Annotated in this window: 16 protein-coding genes and 1 pseudogene; 9 read left to right on the forward strand and 8 right to left on the reverse strand. The window is 65.7% G+C overall.

Features of this window, described 5'->3' with window-relative positions; all coding sequences use genetic code 11:
• Positions 1-58 precede the first annotated feature (58 nt).
• The 4 genes from OUO20_RS01795 (at position 59) to OUO20_RS01810 (ending at position 2,085) form a co-directional block, all read left to right on the forward strand.
• Entirely contained in the window at positions 59-349 is a 291-nt protein-coding gene (locus tag OUO20_RS01795; protein ID WP_268002704.1) for a hypothetical protein, read from the forward strand.
• Positions 298-1,188, forward strand: a complete 891-nt coding sequence (locus OUO20_RS01800) for a YncE family protein (protein ID WP_268002705.1) — start codon at positions 298-300, stop codon at positions 1,186-1,188. The genes OUO20_RS01795 and OUO20_RS01800 overlap by 52 nt, the downstream gene beginning before the upstream one ends.
• Positions 1,173-1,304, forward strand: coding sequence for a hypothetical protein (locus tag OUO20_RS01805; protein WP_268002706.1), 132 nt, complete (start codon positions 1,173-1,175; stop codon positions 1,302-1,304). Before OUO20_RS01800 ends, OUO20_RS01805 begins: the two co-directional genes overlap by 16 nt.
• A 379-nt stretch (positions 1,305-1,683) precedes the next feature.
• Positions 1,684-2,085, forward strand: coding sequence for a hypothetical protein (locus tag OUO20_RS01810; RefSeq protein WP_268002707.1), 402 nt, complete (start codon positions 1,684-1,686; stop codon positions 2,083-2,085).
• A 61-nt stretch (positions 2,086-2,146) separates the two neighbouring features.
• Here OUO20_RS01810 and OUO20_RS01815 read toward each other — a convergent pair whose 3' ends face one another.
• The gene (locus OUO20_RS01815) at positions 2,147-2,620 is read right to left on the reverse strand and encodes a MarR family winged helix-turn-helix transcriptional regulator (protein WP_268002708.1); all 474 of its coding nucleotides are present in this window, start codon (positions 2,618-2,620) and stop codon (positions 2,147-2,149) included.
• A complete protein-coding gene (locus tag OUO20_RS01820; RefSeq protein ID WP_268002709.1) occupies positions 2,620-3,036 on the reverse strand; it encodes a polyketide cyclase in 417 nt (138 codons plus the stop codon). Before OUO20_RS01820 ends, OUO20_RS01815 begins: the two co-directional genes overlap by 1 nt.
• Before the next feature lie 352 nt (positions 3,037-3,388).
• On the opposite strand from OUO20_RS01820, the gene OUO20_RS01825 reads away from it, so the two are divergent.
• The gene (locus OUO20_RS01825; RefSeq protein WP_268003360.1) at positions 3,389-4,462 is read left to right on the forward strand and encodes a N5-glutamine methyltransferase family protein; all 1,074 of its coding nucleotides are present in this window, start codon (positions 3,389-3,391) and stop codon (positions 4,460-4,462) included.
• Positions 4,463-4,524: 62 nt separating this feature from the next.
• Here OUO20_RS01825 and OUO20_RS01830 read toward each other — a convergent pair whose 3' ends face one another.
• From OUO20_RS01830 to OUO20_RS01845, 4 genes are all read right to left on the reverse strand, one after another.
• Positions 4,525-6,066: an HD domain-containing phosphohydrolase gene (locus OUO20_RS01830; RefSeq protein ID WP_268003361.1), complete on the reverse strand. Its 1,542-nt coding sequence runs from the start codon at positions 6,064-6,066 to the stop codon at positions 4,525-4,527.
• Positions 6,067-6,124: 58 nt separating this feature from the next.
• Positions 6,125-6,880 carry a hypothetical protein gene (locus OUO20_RS01835; protein WP_268002710.1) on the reverse strand — a complete coding sequence of 252 codons (756 nt, stop codon included), beginning with the start codon at positions 6,878-6,880 and terminating at the stop codon, positions 6,125-6,127.
• A gap of 84 nt (positions 6,881-6,964) precedes the next feature.
• Positions 6,965-7,714 carry an SDR family oxidoreductase gene (locus OUO20_RS01840; RefSeq protein WP_268002711.1) on the reverse strand — a complete coding sequence of 250 codons (750 nt, stop codon included), beginning with the start codon at positions 7,712-7,714 and terminating at the stop codon, positions 6,965-6,967.
• Between the two features lie 105 nt (positions 7,715-7,819).
• A complete protein-coding gene (locus tag OUO20_RS01845; RefSeq protein WP_268002712.1) occupies positions 7,820-8,800 on the reverse strand; it encodes a hypothetical protein in 981 nt (326 codons plus the stop codon).
• Between the two features lie 264 nt (positions 8,801-9,064).
• On the opposite strand from OUO20_RS01845, the gene OUO20_RS01850 reads away from it, so the two are divergent.
• Both OUO20_RS01850 and OUO20_RS01855 read left to right on the forward strand, forming a co-directional pair.
• Positions 9,065-9,649, forward strand: coding sequence for a hypothetical protein (locus OUO20_RS01850; protein ID WP_268002713.1), 585 nt, complete (start codon positions 9,065-9,067; stop codon positions 9,647-9,649).
• Between the two features lie 617 nt (positions 9,650-10,266).
• Positions 10,267-10,488, forward strand: coding sequence for a hypothetical protein (locus OUO20_RS01855; RefSeq protein WP_268002714.1), 222 nt, complete (start codon positions 10,267-10,269; stop codon positions 10,486-10,488).
• A gap of 31 nt (positions 10,489-10,519) precedes the next feature.
• Here OUO20_RS01855 and OUO20_RS01860 read toward each other — a convergent pair whose 3' ends face one another.
• Positions 10,520-12,178, reverse strand: a complete 1,659-nt coding sequence (locus tag OUO20_RS01860; RefSeq protein ID WP_268002715.1) for a thiamine pyrophosphate-binding protein — start codon at positions 12,176-12,178, stop codon at positions 10,520-10,522.
• Between the two features lie 116 nt (positions 12,179-12,294).
• Positions 12,295-12,798 (reverse strand): Lrp/AsnC family transcriptional regulator, encoded by a 504-nt coding sequence (locus tag OUO20_RS01865; protein ID WP_144600646.1) that lies wholly within the window; start codon positions 12,796-12,798, stop codon positions 12,295-12,297.
• A 93-nt stretch (positions 12,799-12,891) separates the two neighbouring features.
• Between OUO20_RS01865 and hisC the strand changes: the two are divergent.
• Together hisC and OUO20_RS01875 are read left to right on the forward strand one after the other, a co-directional pair.
• Positions 12,892-13,988, forward strand: a pseudogene (gene hisC / locus OUO20_RS01870) (histidinol-phosphate transaminase).
• A gap of 44 nt (positions 13,989-14,032) precedes the next feature.
• The gene (locus tag OUO20_RS01875) at positions 14,033-15,445 is read left to right on the forward strand and encodes an amino acid permease (protein WP_268002716.1); all 1,413 of its coding nucleotides are present in this window, start codon (positions 14,033-14,035) and stop codon (positions 15,443-15,445) included.
• The last annotated feature ends 9 nt before the right edge of the window (positions 15,446-15,454 follow it).

A 15,454-nucleotide genomic window follows, 5' to 3' on the forward strand; every position in this document is an offset into this window, starting at 1 on the left:
GCAGGTAGGATCGGAGGATTGCCGCGGGGGTCGGCAATACGTTTGGGGGAACACCGTGATGCATCTGCCGCTCCGCCGTGCCGCAGGCGCGGCCCTTTCTGCCGGGACGGCACTGCTGGCCAGCGCCGCGCTCATGCTGGGATCCGCCGTCGTAGCCGCTCCCGCGTCCGCGGCCGATCCGAAGGTGATTGGCGCCGTCGGCCAGCCGCTGGGTATTGCGTCCGGCCCGGACGGCACGCTGTACGTCAGCGACTACAACTGGGCGGGCAGCGTCAACGTCTACAGGCCGGGGAGACGGTGCCGTCCCGCACCATCACCACGGGGCACTTCCCCACCTCGCTGGCCGTAACGCCGGACGGGACGCTGTACGTGGCGCAGACCGATGGTGCGCAGTCAGAAATCGGCGTGGTGGCACCGGGCGCGGACGAAGTCTCGCTGGTGATGAAGCTTCCTGCCGGCACGCGGTGGCTGGCCGTGGGGCCGGAGGGATCGCTCTACGTGGTCAATTCGGAGCAGAACTCGGTGTCGGTGGTGAAGCCGGGCGATGCGTGGGTGCAGCGGATCATCCAGGCCGGGCCGTATCCAGTGAAGGTCGCACTGGCCAAGGACGGGACGGCCTATGCCACCAACCAGCTGGCCGGCACCGTCACCGTGGTTCCGGGCGGTGCGCCGTGGCCGTCGCACACGATTGATGTGGGTGCCAGGGCCGAGCCGCACGGGATCGCCGCAGCGCCGGACGGGACCGTCTATGTGGCCAACATCCTCACCAACGATGTTGCGGTGATCGAGCCCGGCGGCACAACGGTGGCGCGGCGGATTCCTGTGGGCACTGCGCCGCAGGAGGTGCTGGCCGCTGCCGACGGGACCGTGTACGTGACCAACAGCCTGGACGACACTGTCTCCGTCATTCCCGCCGGGGCGGCGGCTGCCGCGCATACCATCGCCACCGGGGACGATCCCGCCCGGATGGTGCAGCGCAGCGACGGGTCCGTGGTGGTGGTCAACAGGAAAGGCAGGTCACTGACCGTGCTCGACGGCGGACCGGCCACCGGAGCGGCGCCCACCACGGGCGGGGAGAGCCAGCAGCAGCAGCCGACGGCGGCGCATCAGATGGTGCCGGGTCAAATGGTGCTGGGTCGGAAGGTGCCGACATCGCCCAGGGATCCTTCGATGTGGCACTTCCGGTAGTCGCCGCCGGAGCGGGCGCCTTGTTCCTGGGCGGCGCCGTCTTGCTTGTTGTGGTGCTGCGCCGCCGCCGGAAGGTCAGCGGGGCTGACGGCGCCGAGGTGTGGGCGCTGGACTAGCCCAAGCCCTCCGGCTGATGCGCCGGGCTGACAGCGTCCGGCTTCTGGTTGCTCTGCGCGTAGTACGACCTCAGGCCATGCTTCACGCCCAGCCGGATGATCCAATACAAAAGAGTTGCGCCAAGTGCCACAGGCACAACCATGACCGCCGCATTCAATAGCATCCAGGCAATATCCACAGTGTCCCCCAATGTGAGTTTCTCCAAGCCTCTCACGAGTGGTACCTCCGGGAAATTCAAGGCCCGTGCCATGGATCGTCAAAAGCCAACCCGGAATTGAGTTCCGGGAGTAGCACCTTTGCCCTTTCGGTGCGGGTGGCGGCAAAGCCCAATCGACAGTCCAGCCGGACGCAATCTTTGAGACTCCAAGCACGTACACATTGGTTGAAGCCAAACGCATCAGGTACGGCAGTTTTCAGCCTGAACAATTGGCGCGCGAATACATCACCCTAATGTCCAAAACCGGGCCCGCTGCTCCTGTGCTTTTTCTTTTGGGTGCAGCCCCGCCGGTTCGGGTCAAAGGCCTTGGGCAACTTGAGCTAGCCGAAGCCGTAGGCCGCTTCCTCGGCCCCGTGCTGGAACGTGTCGCCGACGTATCCCTTCCGTCTGAATCCGAGCTGATGGCCCGCCTACCGGAGGTTTTCTGTTGGATCTCCTGGCCGGAACTGGACGGCTGTGTCCGGGAAGCGGCTGCTACTTATTCAGCTGGCCATCCATCCGGTGATGCTTCGGTACAACGCATTGCCGCCTTTGTTCAAAACGCAATCGCCTGGCATGCCTGATTTTTGCAGCGGGACCTGACCGTGTATCTGCCCTGACGAAGAGGAAGTAACCGCGGCTTCATCAAGTGTGCTTGGGACGGCTTTCCTTGGCCGCCGTCGTGGGCGCTCCAAACTCGGGACGGGCCAGGCGGCGGAGCAGGGAGACAGCATCGTCGACGGGTACTGGCTGGAAGAACTGCGCGTCGGCGAGTTCGACGGCGGCGATTGCGCGTGGCGCCAGCTGGGCTCCGGCGTCGGTGACGCGCAGCCGTTTGGCACGGGTGTCCGCCGGATCGACTTCCCGTTCGATGAGTCCTTTGGCTTCCAGTGCGCGCAGGACCTGGGAGGCCATCTTGACGTCGGTGCCGGCCTGCCGTGCCAGGGCCAGCTGGTTCGGGTGTTCACCTTGGTTATTGAGCCACCAGGCGCAGGCGAGCAGCACGAACTGCACGTGGGTGAGGTCGAGCGGCGCGAGTGCTGCCGCGATGTCCCGCTGCCAGCGCAGCGTGGTGTGCCAGAGCAGGAATCCGGGACTTTCGCCGGGGTTGAGGGGCATCAGCCGCCAGCCATCCTGACCAGCGCGGCCATGGTCTCGGGCCAGTCGGCGGTGATGCCGGGCCCGATCTGCGGGCCGGCTTCGTTGGCGCCGTCGCCGGTGATCTCCATCCGGTACACCACCCGGTTCCGGTCGGGTTCGATGGGGTCGATGCGGTGGGTGGTCCTTAGGAGAAGGTCGCCGAAGCGGGCCTCGTCCACGAACCGTTCGTTTTCAACAGCTTCGGCGATGACCAGCGGGATGGGATCGTCACCCGGGGGCGTCATCACGATCTGCGAGCCCGCGGCGAACGGGCCGTTGATCTCGATCTTCTCGATCTCCCCGTTCCAGACGCCCCAGTTCTCGACGTCGGACCACAGCCGCCAGATGGACTCAGGCGTGGCACTGGTTTCGATGCTGTTCTCGTATTCCCACATGGTGGTCTCCTCGGCAGATGGTCTATGCAAAGATTATCTATGCACAGACTATTTCTGTCCAGAGGTAACCCGTGCCGCTCCTGTATCCTGACATGTAGGTTCAAGGGCTTCAGCGCCCCATCGACCAAGCCCGGTTTACTGCCGGATGTCGGTCTGGAATCCTGGCCCGCCGCCTTGGACGTCATCGAACCGCCGCTGCAATCGTCAGCATCCGATTGCCCCCAATATCTTGGAATGGATCTTCATCCCTATTCACACCCCAGCTCCCGCGGGAATCCCACCCGCTGACCCCAAACCTTCGCGCGCTGCTGCGGTGGATGGATACGTGACCTGGGTTGAGGCCGGCGCCGGCATGGCCGCGCGGTGGCGCTCGGCGAACGGCAGGCCGGCACCGGGGCGCGTGGAAGTGGTGGACGACTCCCTCACGGCCGACGATGCGTACCGCATGGCGTCACAGGGGATCGCGATGCTCTGGCACGGCGACTTCCACAACGCGCGGCAGATCCTCAACGCCCTGGACCGCCGGATAGGCGCCGGAAAGAAGACCGCAGGCACCCCTGCCGAGCAGTTCTACCGGCACCGGCAGTCCGCCTCGCACCGGGCACGCATTCTGGGCCTGCTGCTGATTCCCCTCGATCCGGGCCCGGTGGTGCCGCTGCGCCGCGCACCGGATATCCGGGAAGCCGCGGCGGAAGCGTACGGAGGCATTGGAGAATCTTCCGTGGTGTCCCTGCACGAGCTCGTCGGGGCCGTCGGCGCCCACGAGTGGCGGCGGAATGGTGTCTACGTCGATGCTCTGCAGGACCGCATCCACCCGCATTACGGCACGTTCTTTCCCACCCGCAGCGAGTACGTGGATCTCGTGGCGGCGGCCGCACTGCCCTCCGATACGCTGGCGTTCGACGTCGGAACCGGCACCGGAGTGCTCGCCGCCGTCCTCGCCCGCCGCGGCGTCCGCCGCGTGATCGCCACCGACAACGAGCCGCGTGCCATCGCCTGCGCCACTGAGAATTTCCGGAACCTCGGTGTCCAGGACCGCGCGGAGGCGGTCCTGACCGACATGTTCCCGCCCGGACGGGCACCGCTGATCGTGTGCAACCCGCCCTGGATTCCGGCCACACCGCATTCCAGCCTGGACAGCGCCGTCTACGACCCCGGGAGCAGGATGCTGTTCCGCTTCCTGAGCGAACTCCCCGGCCATCTGGAGCCGGGCGGTGAGGGCTGGCTGGTCCTGTCCGACCTGGCCGAGCACCTCGGCCTGCGGTCGCGGGCGGACCTGCTGGCCGCCATCGAAGCAGCCGGGCTGAAGGTGGCGGAACGGCTGGACACCAAGCCAACGCATCCGAAAGCTTCCGACCGCAAAGATCCCCTGTTCGCGGCGCGCTCGGCCGAGGTCACATCATTGTGGCGGCTTGTCAGCCGCTAGCACCAAGGGATGTGCCCCACGAGGCGGGCACTGCGCGGCCTGCCCCAGTTGGGCGCGGGCGGCTACTCGGTCAGGCCGTTCCTGATCGCGAACAACGTGGCCCCCACCCGGTTGGTTGCACCGATCTTGGTGTAGATGTGCTCCACGTGGTTGCGGACGGTCTTCCGGGAAAGGAAGAGACTGTCCGCGATCTCGGCCGGAGTCATGCCGCGGCACAGCATCCCGAGGATTTCCACTTCCCGCGGGGTGAGCCCACCCGCGGCGGCATGCGGACGGCGGGGCTGCTGGCCGGCCGCCACCAGCACGGCCTCCACGGCTCCGGCGGCGAGCCTCCCGGCCGAAACTTCCTGCCGCAGCCTCGCAGCGGCATCAGCCGGAGTGAGCGCGGGCCGGTGCGGGCGTGGCTCCACGGAGGCATGGTAGGAGTCCGCTGCCGCCAGGATCCGCTGCTTTATCCCCAGCTCGTTTCCGCCGATCCCTCGTGGATAGCCGGACCCGTCCAGCCGCTCGTGGTGTGAGCCGGTGAGGGCCGCCTCGCCCTTAAGCCCGGGAACGCGGCTGAGGATCCGTTCGCCCAGATACGGATGCATGCGGATACGTTCCAGCTCCAGCCCGGAGAGGGGCTCCTTCTTGTCCCACACCTGGTTGGATACCCCCAGGCGGCCCAGGTCGTGCACCCAGCCTGCGCGGCGGAGCTCCGTGACGTCGTCCGCCGGCAGCCCATGCTCCTCGCCCGCGGCCGCTGCCAAGGCCGCCACCGCGCGGGAGTGTCCGGCCGTGTAGGGGGACTTGAGGTCTGCAAAGTCGCCGATGGCGCGCAGCACTGTATCCAGCTGGCTGCCCGACAGGGGAGCGTCAGTGGGAGCCAGGTCAAGGGCCGCCTGCCAGCAGTCGACATCGAGGAGTCCTTCGGTGAGTGCCTGGGCCTGGTCGATGAACAGCCCGGCCAGTGCGGGATCGAACTGGCTGCCGCGGCGGGCCCGCACCATGGCCACCGCGCCGGCCACTCCTTCCCTCCGCAGGAAGACCTCGGCCGTATCCGCCAGGTGCATGATCCGCATCTCCAATGGAATGTCCGCCCCAGCCACCCCCTCCGGCAGGCCCTTGCCGTCCCACCGCTCAAAGGTGTGGGTGAGCAGTCCTGCCACGCCGTCGTCGAGCCCTACACTGCTGGCCAACACCCCGGCCGAGACGCAGTGCGAGGCAATCATGGTCCGCACCGCCCCGCTGCCGGTCGCCGCGAAACGCGTCCAGCGGGCAACGCGGGCCAGCGGCGGGAGGCCGGCGCCGGCGTGGCTGAACATGCCGGCGTACATGGGCAGGCCGTGCTGGTCGCGGCGGTAATAGTCGGCGCGGAAGGCGATATCGTCCGTGAACAGCGCGGCGAGTTCAAAGGAATCCGCGTGGCAGCCGATCCAGGCCAGCTGGTTGGCGTAGTAGATCCTGCCCTGGCCGGCGGCGTCAACGCCCGCCGCCCCGGCGATCCGCAGCGCCAGCAGGGACGCACGCAGCATGTGCTCCATCGGCTGCCCCAGCCCCAGGTCAATGGCGAGCGACAGCGCGGCCAGGACTTCGCTGCGCCGGGGCGCAGCCGGTGACTGCATCACACCTGCCATTCTAGGAAGCCGCCAGCCACGGCAGTAGGGACCACGCGTGCGGCTGTTATGCCGTCTGGTTCTTCCCTGTCCGTGCCTGGACGGGGCCTGGTCCGGCGGATTGTGCGGTGGACGGGAACCTGACGCCCACCTGCGCTCCGAACAGTCCACGCTGTGGAAGCCAGAAGTCCGCCAGGTGGTCCTGGACCGGCAGTGGGCCCGGAACTCCGGCATCCTCATCCCGGATGGTGGCCTGGGAATCCGTCACGAGCCACAGCTGCCGCGGCTGGGCCTGGAACGTCTGGCCATTGGGCACAACGCCTGATACTTTCATCCTGCCCGCGCCGAGCAGCGGGCCGGCGAATGCCCCCATGGCCCGGAGCACCAGCTCGTTCCGCCACAGGCTTTCCGGCATCCGCACGGCCATGGCGGTCAGCATTGTGGTGGCCGCGGAGGTGCCCAGCTGCAGGTCCCAGTCGAGGACTCCCGGGACCGTGATCACGGCGGTGAAGGGCCCGCTCCACTGGATGTCGACGTCGGTCTCCACCGTATGGTGGACGGCCGCCCCGAAGTAGCGGGCGCAGCTGAACTCGGGCGCGGTATTGGCGTAGATGGTCCACTCGCCGCCGGGCGTCCGGTGCCAGACGGAGCGGTAGCCGGGGCCGACGGAGCTCACCGGGAAATCCCGGAAGGCCAGGTAGTGGCCGCTGGTGAAAGGCAGCCCCAGGACGGCGTAGCCGGCGAAGTGCTCGGCGGCGTCCTCGGGAAGTTCGGCAAGTTTGGGTGTTGCCTCTGCTGATGACTGCGGCTGGTAGATGGTCATGGCCGCCTCCTTGTCTCTATGAGGCGAGACTATGACCGGGCCGCAGCAGGGGCATGGGGCAGTTGCCCCATTTAGCATCGGCTTTTACGCGGCGTCGATGGCGTCGAGCCACTCCTGGAACGTTTGGCGTCCGACGGCGGAACCCGGCGCCGGGATCAGCCCGCCGTTGCGCATTGCCTTGCCCATGGGGCCCGGCACCCGGAGCGGAACGATCAGTTTTTTCTGCTGCGTCTTGGCCAGATAGGCCGCCACCAGGCCTTTCAGGTGTTCGGTCCGCGGGCCGCCGAGGTCTGGAATGCGTCCCTTCGGCCCGGACTCGGCCGCATCCACCAAGGCTGCGGCTACCTCCTTTGCCGCCACCGGCTGGGTGACCATCGTGGGCACGAAGGCCAGCGGGCCCACGGAGGCGGCCTTGATGGACATCGGCACGAACTCGTGGAACTGGGTGGACCGGAGGAGGGTCCACGGAATGCCGCCGTGCCTGACTTCGTCCTCCTGCACCAGCTTCCCGGCGTACAGTCCCGAGTTGGCCTTATCGATGCCCACAATGGACAGCACCACATGGTGCTTTACGCCGGCCTTCTTCCCGGCCGCCAGCAGGTTCTGGGTGGCATTGGTGAAGAAATCCACGGCCTTCTTGGTGGACAGGACCTGGATGCCGGAGACGTCGATGACTGTGTCGACGTCCTGGAGTGCCTGGTCGAGGCCGCGCCCGGTGAGGAGGTCCACCCCTTCGGCGCGGCTGAGGCTGACCACGTGATGCCCGCGCTCCCTGGCGATGGCCACAACGTGGCGGCCCACTGTCCCGGTTCCCCCTGCAACGGCAATCCTCATGGGATAGAGCTTATGCGGGGCCTAGGACACAATAGCGCCGAGGATATCGGCCCAAAGCCACCTAGGAAGACAACCAGATGTCTGCCCGTGCGGCAGCTGTTTTGTCTAGATCCTGTCATCGCCTGCTTCCAATTCCTGGAAGGAAAGGGGACGAACGATCGGAGCAGAACGCCTGCCGTAGTACGACGTTTCCGGAAGCAGCGGCTGAATGTCTAGGCCGGATGCGCGGATCAGGGCGTTTGTGTAGTCGATATTTCGTACCCAAGCTCCGCCCGTTCGCCCTGCCCCGGAGCTATTTTTAAAAACCTCACTCCCGGGAAATATCCAATTGCGTTTACCGTCGAGAATTTCGTCTATGACCCGCATGAGCGGCAACTGCGTTCCCCGTAAGTTGCCTGATGACTCGTCCAGCCTGGCAATCGTTCCTGCAACTTCCATCACCGGAACGCGTCGGGGCGCCGCCGGTTCCCATGGTTCTAGGGCTACATAGGGCTTATCGAAGCTCCTCACCCTAATGAAGGCGCCCCGTCCCAAGTAGACTTGGTGCAGCATTTCCGGTGACAAGTGAGCCGAGTCGGTTATCAACCAGAGAACTTCATGGCCCAGGGATAGTCTGTGCTCAGTGCGCTTATGAATGTTTGTGTCCCAGCGCTGTACCTCGATGGCCAAAGACCGGTTGGTGGCGTGATTGAAAATGAGAACGTCAGCGTTGGACTCATAGTCCTCCACAATTGCCCTCATGTGGGGCCGTCGTGAGACCTGCTTGGCTATCTCCTGCTGGTACCAACGATGTTCGTCGGACATTGGGCCGCCGCCCCGAGTGGAGTGATCTGGTGGGCGGGCCGTGAAATGACGACAGTCAGTAGAGCCTGCTGCGTTGCGCAAGTGGCGCGTGCCTTGTCGATCGACAGCGACGAGTTTCACGCCACAAAGTTTCACAGGGCATTTAAGCACCGGTTTGTAGCTTCGGATATACGACCAGTCACTGTCGTTATGGACGTTGTAGATCTTCCCGCTTGGTTCTTCCCACAGAACAGCGTCCTGTTTCGACCCTTGAGCGGGAACTTCTATGTGCTTCTCCTTCATGCTTCCCCCAGAACACGAACAGCAACGAAAATCGTTCTCTAAGGGTAGGTATTAGCAGTGACAATTCGCTGCATAATCTTTTGGTTTTCCGTCGTGCTCCGCTCGGTCCGGATGGCTACCCTCACTCGCCGGTTTCCTCAGACCAACCGGCTGTGCCCGACGTTCGGCATCTCGTTATTGCGAGTTCTGGATATGGTTCTATGGATGGATGGTAAGGGGTTTCAACAACCGGACCTACTCGATGAAGAAGTAGGTGCCTGAAGAATGCCTGTTGGGGCGGCACAGGCAAATTTCGCTCGAGCGGCGGCGCGGGATGGCATTCAGCTTGAGGCTGCACGGGTTCCTTGGATCAACCAGCAGGGACATTTCGCGCTTCCATCTCCTGCTGCTGAAGTTGTCGGTCCGGCTTTAGAGGCCATATTTCGGGCATTAGATGGTGAGGCCGCAGCCCAGATGGGCAAACGCCAGACGCCCCTGCCTGGGGATTTTTACCATGCACCCACAGGGACGTTCATCGAAACCGATGAAACCCAGCACTTTACAAGCTTCCGGTTGCTGACGTTTGAGTTGTATCCAGACGGCGTGCCATTGGGATTCGGTCGTAGGTTCTACATGGATTTATGCCGAAAGCTGGCGCCAGGAGCTGATCGCTATCGGGCGGCGAAGGCTGCAACCGGCTTCGGAATTGGCGGAAGACAAAAGCAGCGCGCATATAACGATGCCCTACGCGATTTGACGATTCCGGCTATGGGATACCCACCAGTCATCCGGGTACCGATTCTTGACGGTAACGGCAGTGCAGCCTACGGGCGATACCGGGAAGCCCTCCTCCGAGCTTTGTCGGATTAGCCCCTTGCAGATGGCGGAGACGTGGCCACCGGGCATCCATCTAGGGGCGCGGGTTTGGAGCCATGGCCGCACCACTCTAAGCTCTCGAAGAGTATGTAACGGCGGGGGTGGGGGACAAGATGTCGACAGCAAAGCGTATGAACTACGAGACGAGATCCGTGAAGACGGTTCGAGGCTTGGAGACCAGAACACGAGCCAAGTGGGAAGAAGCGGGGTGGGAGTTCGTCACCCAGGAGCAAGGGGCCGTGCGTTCCGAGCTAACATTCCGGCGACCGAAACCTCCAACTCCCTGGAAGCTGATTGGAACCGGAGGGGTACTTTTCGCGTTCGTTATCGTCGCAGTGCTGCTAGGTAACGCTTTTGGGGGTGACAACGACTCGAAGGTTGAAGCGGTCAGTCCCTTGTCACAAACTCCTTCCCAAAGCGCATCGATTCATTCTGAGGTGCCTTCAGTCGCCCCTTCGTCAACTTCAGTAACCACGACACCGGCCGTCGCATCGGTTAGTGCCCCTGTGGTCTCGGACACAACAGTCGACGAACTGCTAGATCGGCTAAATTCTGCCCAAATGGGCGGTATAAAAGTTGGAGACCGCTTCCGGCTGAAAGGTGAGTTGTTTATGTCGGATCTCTGGATGACCGGAGCAACCGGGGAGTACACCGTCATGCTCAAAGCTCAGGGAGGTGCCCAGGACCTGTCCGTCTTCGTGGACAAGTCAAAAACTGCTGGCTGGCGGGACGGTAGAAAGGTCCAGATGATCGTCGAAATGGGCGAGGCAACCATCAATGGCGAGACTACCGACGGCTGGGTGAGGGCCGTTTCTGCGGAGATTCTTCCTTAGTTGCCTCTTATGCCGGAGTGGTCGTGGTGCTTTACCCCGCCACCGTAGCCTTTGCCGCCCGCGTGGCGTTCATCCACTCGGTCAGCCACGGCGCCCGGACGCTGGACGTGATCCGGCAGTCGGCCACAAACGTTCCCTTCGCGCCGGCGTCGATCCAGTCCTGCAGCGCGGACAGGTCATCCAGCGAACGGATGACCGCCGACTCAGCCCCCAACGCCCGCGCGACACCACTGAAGTCCACCTCCGGGATCAGCATCGGCTTCTCGGTCAGGCCCTGCGAGCCGTACTGGTGGATCTCGGCCCCGTACGCGGCGTCGTTGTAGATCACCACGATGGCGCTGCGAGCTGCACCGATCAGCGATTCAAGATCCGACAGGCCCATCAGGAACCCGCCGTCGCCGGAGGCCAGCACCAGGGTGCGGCCGTCCTCCAGCGCACGGGCCGCCCCGACGGCGCTCGCCAGGCCCAGCCCGATGGACTGGAAGGCGGTGCCCACCATCACCAGGTCCTGCGGCCGCGGGATGTTCCAGTACATCGGCGCCCAGCCGATGAAGTGCCCGCCGTCCTGCACGACCGTGCGGCGCGCCGGCAGCACGGCATCCAACGCAGTGGCGAGGGCGCGCGGGTCCAGCCGGCCGTCCTCGGTCACCTCGGATCCGGCCTCATGCCCCGGCCCTTCAGCCAGACGCTTCGAGGCTTCCGCCCGCCACCCCGCCACAGCAGCCTCGCCATCCAACAACGACAACAGGCGCGAGGCAGCAGTCTTCGCATCTGCCTGAACGAACAGGTCCACCCGCGGGTTGGTTGGCTGCAGCGCGGTGTCGATCTGGATGACGGTGCTGTCCGGGCCCAGCAGGTGCCCGAACCGCATGGTGAACGGGCTCAGGCTGGCCCCGGCCACCAGGACCACGTCGGCCTCGCCCATGAGCCCGGCCGCCGTGTCGGTGCCGAAACCGCCGGCCACGCCCAGGTACCCCTCACCATTGAGGAGGTTGAGCGCCAGGGCGGTTCCGGCGGTCAGTGCGCCGAGCCGGTCGGCGAGTTCGCGGAGCTCCGGCCCGGCTCCGGCGAGGTGCGCGCCCCGCCCGGCCAGGATCAGCGGCCGCCTGGCAGCGGCCAGCAGGCGGGCAACCTGCCCAAGGCCGCCGTCGACGTCGTCCGTCACCTTTGGTGCCGCCGGTTCCGGAAGGTCCTCATCCGAAGCCTCGAGTGCGGCGAGGTCGTAGGGGATGGCAAGCACGACGGCGGTGCGCCGGGTGAGTGCGTACTCCACCGCCTGCCGGGTGATGGCGCCCGCGGCGTCGCGGGTGACGGTGAAGGTGGCCGCGCCGATGCCGCCGGCGATGGCGGCCTGGTCCACGTCCCAGGGCCGGGCGCCGCTGGTGGGGGCGTCGCCGGTGACCAGTACGACGGGGATCTGCGCCTGGACGGCCTCGGCCAGGGCGGTGAGGGCGTTGGTGTAGCCGGGGCCGTAGGTGGTGGTGCCCGCGGCGAGCCGTCCGGAGGTGCGGTAGTAGGCGTCGGCAGCGGCGATGGCCGCACCCTCATGCCGGACGGGGGAGAAGCGGAGGCCCTGCTGCTCGGCGGCGTCCAGGAAGTAGACGTTGCCGTTGCCCATGACGCCGAAGACGTCGTTGACATAGCTGCTGAGAACCTGTGCCACGCGGCCCGAGACAGTGAGAGAAGTCATGCAGGCATCGTGTGGCCTGCATCTCACGTTTGCAATACCGCGCGATGCAGCTGGGACTTTTGGCAGCAGAAGGCGCTTACAGTGACAATTTGCCCACCTGTGGCGGGCGTCACGGGTTAGTCGTGTGTGCGGGATTCCTGTTCCGACAGCCGGCTGATGAGGCCGTCGTACCGTGGCGGCATGAGTTCCAGGATGGAGATGGCCGTGCTGGTCCGCTCGATCCCGTCGATCTCCAGGATCTCGTTGGTGATGCGGTAGAGGTCCGCGGTGCCGCGGGCCACCACCTTGGCCATGAGGTCCGCGTCGCCGGTGGTGGCGTGCACCTCGATGACCTCCGGGATCGCGGCGAGTCCGTTCTCCACTGAGCCGGTCCGGGTCTGGCTGATGGACAGCGAGAGGAAAGCCATCAGTTCGTATCCCAGCGCGGCGGGGTCCAGCCTGCGGCTGAAGGAGCGGAGCGCGCCGCTGCGCTCCAGCCGCGCCAGCCGGGCGTGGACGGTGTTGCGGGCGACGCCGAGTGTCCGGGAGAGTGCCAGGGCGCTGGCTTCGGGGTCCTTGTCCAGGGCAAGGATGATCCGGCCGTCGAGGGAATCGAGGGTGCGAGAGTTTGCGATGGTCATATTTTCACCAGGGGTACTAGAAGTTGAGCAGAAGTCCCAAGCACCGGAGCCTACCTTGCATTGTGGTCCGGGTCACTTCCATGATCGGACTTCATGACCAGTGATCAGCTTGTTGCCGCTCCCGAAACTGCGTTGCCCACCCTGCGTGGCGCAGTGGCCGGCCTGCCGTCCTACGTCCCAGGCAGGCGAGGTGCTGGCGCGGACATCGCCGCCCTCGCCAGCAACGAAAGCCACTATCACCCGCTGCCCGCCGCCATGGCTGCGGTGACCGAAGCGGCCGGCAGGATGAACCGCTACCCGGACAGCGCCGCCGTCGAACTCCGCGAACGGCTGGCCCGGCACCTGGGCGTCACCGTGGAGGAAGTGGCGGTGGGACCCGGCAGCGTGGGGGTCCTGCAGCAGATCATCACCGGACTGTGCGATGCCGGGGACGAAGTGGTGTTCGCATGGCGCTCCTTCGAGGCCTATCCCATCCTGGTGGAGTTGGCGGGCGCCCGCGCCGTCCGCATCCCGCTGGACGACGCCGAGGGCCACGACCTCGATGCCATGACTGCGGCCGTCACTGACCGCACCAAGGTGATCCTGCTCTGCACCCCCAACAACCCCACCGGTGTGCCGATCAGCCACCGCCGCCTCGAGGCCTTCCTGCAGTCCGTCCGCTCCGACGTCCTGGTGGTGATCGACGAGGCCTACGTGGAATACGCGAACGCCGGCAGCGGTCCCGATTCCCTGGCGCTCTACCGCCGGTACCCGAACGTCTGCATCCTGCGCACCTTCTCCAAGGCCTATGGACTCGCCGGCCTGCGCGTCGGCTACGCCGTGGCTGCGCCGGCCATCGCCGAGGGGCTGCGCCGGACCGCCCTTCCCTTCGGCGTGAGCGCGCTGGCGCAGAAGGCGGCCGTCGCGTCGCTGGACGCGGGGAGGAGATGGAAGCGCGGGTTTCGGCGGTGAATCAGGAGCGCGCACGGTTGGCTGCGGAGCTGGAAGCCCAGGGCTGGAAGCTGCAGCCGAGCCAGGGCAACTTCCTGTGGATCCGCGCCGATGAGCGGCTGCTGGCAACGCTGGTGGATGCGTTCGACCGCGCGGGCATCATGGTCCGGGCGTACCAGGGCGACGGCGTGCGGATCACCGTTGCCGACCCCGCCTCCAACAACCGCGTTCTCAGACTCCTCGCAGCCCACGCGGCCTGAAGCTTTATCCCCATCAATTCCACCTACAACCAAGAGGAATTCCCATGGAACAACAGACAAAGACGTCTGCCCGCCCACTCGGCGCAGCCCTTAAACCCCGCCAGCTGACGATGATGGGTCTGGGCAGTGCCATCGGAGCGGGCCTGTTCATCGGCTCCGGCGCTGGCATCCAGGCCGCCGGCCCGGCGGTGCTGATCTCCTACCTCGTGGCCGGCACGCTCATCATCCTGGTGATGTGGGCGCTCGGCGAGATGGCCGCGGCCAACCCGGACAGCGGCGCCTTCTCCGTCTACACCGCCAAGGCCTACGGGCCGGTGGCCGGCGCCACGGTGGGCTGGCTCTGGTGGCTGCAGCTCGTGGTGGTGATCGCCGCCGAAGCGCTCGGTGCGGCAGGCCTGCTGGCAACCATCTTCCCGGCGCTGCCGGTGTGGCTGATGGCCTTTGTGTTCATCGTGGTGCTCACCGCCGTGAACCTCACCAGCGTGAAGAACTTCGGCGAGTTCGAGTTCTGGTTCGCCCTGCTCAAGGTGGCGGCGATCGTGGGGTTCCTGCTGGTGGGCTTCGCGCTGCTCTTCGGCTTGCTGCCGGGCGTGCAGTCGCCGGGCCTGTCCAACTTCACGGGTGCCGGTTTCGCGCCGAGCGGTTTCGCCGGAATTGCGACGGCGCTGTTCGTGGTGGCCTTTGCCTTTGGTGGCACCGAGATTGTCTCCGTGGCAGCAGCCGAGACGGCCGAGCCGGCCCGTAGCGTGAAGAAGGCCGTCCGGACGGTACTGTGGCGCATCCTGGTGTTCTACATCGGTGCGATCTTCGTGATCGCGGCAGTGGTTCCGGTGGGTTCGGCAGGTCTGAAGAGCCCGTTCGCCGCGGTGCTGGATGCCGCGGGCATGCCGGGTGCGGCTACCGCCATCACCCTGGTGGCCGTGGCGGCACTGCTGTCGGCACTCAACGCCAACCTGTACGGTGCCTCCCGGATGGCGTTCTCCCTGGCCGAGCGCGGTGAGGCGCCGCGTTGGCTCGCTTCGGTGTCGAAGGCCAGGGTTCCTGTGGCCGCGGTCCTCGCCAGCGTTGCCTTCGGCGTGGTCACGGTGGTGCTTGAGCTGGCCTTCCCGGAGAAGGTCCTTCCGGTCTTGCTCAACATCGTCGGTTCGACGTGCCTGCTGGTGTGGACGTCCGCGCTCCTGGCCCAGCTGGCTCTGCGCCTCCGCGACGACCGCGAGGGAACGGAGCTTCCCCTGCGGATGCCCGGCTTCCCCTGGCTCACGTCCCTTGGCCTGCTGATTCTCGCGGCGATCTTTACGGTGGGCTTCATCGGCGAGGATTCCCGTCCGCAGCTCCTGAGCACTTTTGGGCTGGTCGCGTTGCTGGCTGTCGCCAACTGGTTCAATCACCGTTCGGGGAAGGTTCCGGGCGCTGTTAGCTCCTCCGAGCCGGCTAAGGCGTCGGTGCTCGTCGACTGAAGGAGGCGC

It is taken from the genome of Arthrobacter sp. FX8, assembly GCF_026723805.1.
In the GTDB taxonomy this organism is placed as follows: Bacteria; Actinomycetota; Actinomycetes; order Actinomycetales; family Micrococcaceae; genus Arthrobacter.

Excerpts from the sequence above, each read along its gene's own strand:
- OUO20_RS01795 (WP_268002704.1), top strand. The coding sequence starts at position 59 with ATGCATCTGCCGCTCCGCCGTGCCGCAGGCGCGGCCCTTTCTGCCGGG.
- OUO20_RS01815 (WP_268002708.1), bottom strand. The coding sequence starts at position 2,620 with ATGCCCCTCAACCCCGGCGAAAGTCCCGGATTCCTGCTCTGGCACACC.
- OUO20_RS01820 (WP_268002709.1), bottom strand. The coding sequence starts at position 3,036 with ATGTGGGAATACGAGAACAGCATCGAAACCAGTGCCACGCCTGAGTCC.
- OUO20_RS01825 (WP_268003360.1), top strand. The coding sequence starts at position 3,389 with ATGGCCGCGCGGTGGCGCTCGGCGAACGGCAGGCCGGCACCGGGGCGC.
- OUO20_RS01830 (WP_268003361.1), bottom strand. The coding sequence starts at position 6,066 with ATGCAGTCACCGGCTGCGCCCCGGCGCAGCGAAGTCCTGGCCGCGCTG.
- OUO20_RS01835 (WP_268002710.1), bottom strand. The coding sequence starts at position 6,880 with ATGACCATCTACCAGCCGCAGTCATCAGCAGAGGCAACACCCAAACTT.
- OUO20_RS01840 (WP_268002711.1), bottom strand. The coding sequence starts at position 7,714 with ATGAGGATTGCCGTTGCAGGGGGAACCGGGACAGTGGGCCGCCACGTT.
- OUO20_RS01845 (WP_268002712.1), bottom strand. The coding sequence starts at position 8,800 with ATGAAGGAGAAGCACATAGAAGTTCCCGCTCAAGGGTCGAAACAGGAC.
- OUO20_RS01850 (WP_268002713.1), top strand. The coding sequence starts at position 9,065 with ATGCCTGTTGGGGCGGCACAGGCAAATTTCGCTCGAGCGGCGGCGCGG.
- OUO20_RS01855 (WP_268002714.1), top strand. The coding sequence starts at position 10,267 with ATGTCGGATCTCTGGATGACCGGAGCAACCGGGGAGTACACCGTCATG.
- OUO20_RS01860 (WP_268002715.1), bottom strand. The coding sequence starts at position 12,178 with ATGACTTCTCTCACTGTCTCGGGCCGCGTGGCACAGGTTCTCAGCAGC.
- OUO20_RS01865 (WP_144600646.1), bottom strand. The coding sequence starts at position 12,798 with ATGACCATCGCAAACTCTCGCACCCTCGATTCCCTCGACGGCCGGATC.
- OUO20_RS01875 (WP_268002716.1), top strand. The coding sequence starts at position 14,033 with ATGGAACAACAGACAAAGACGTCTGCCCGCCCACTCGGCGCAGCCCTT.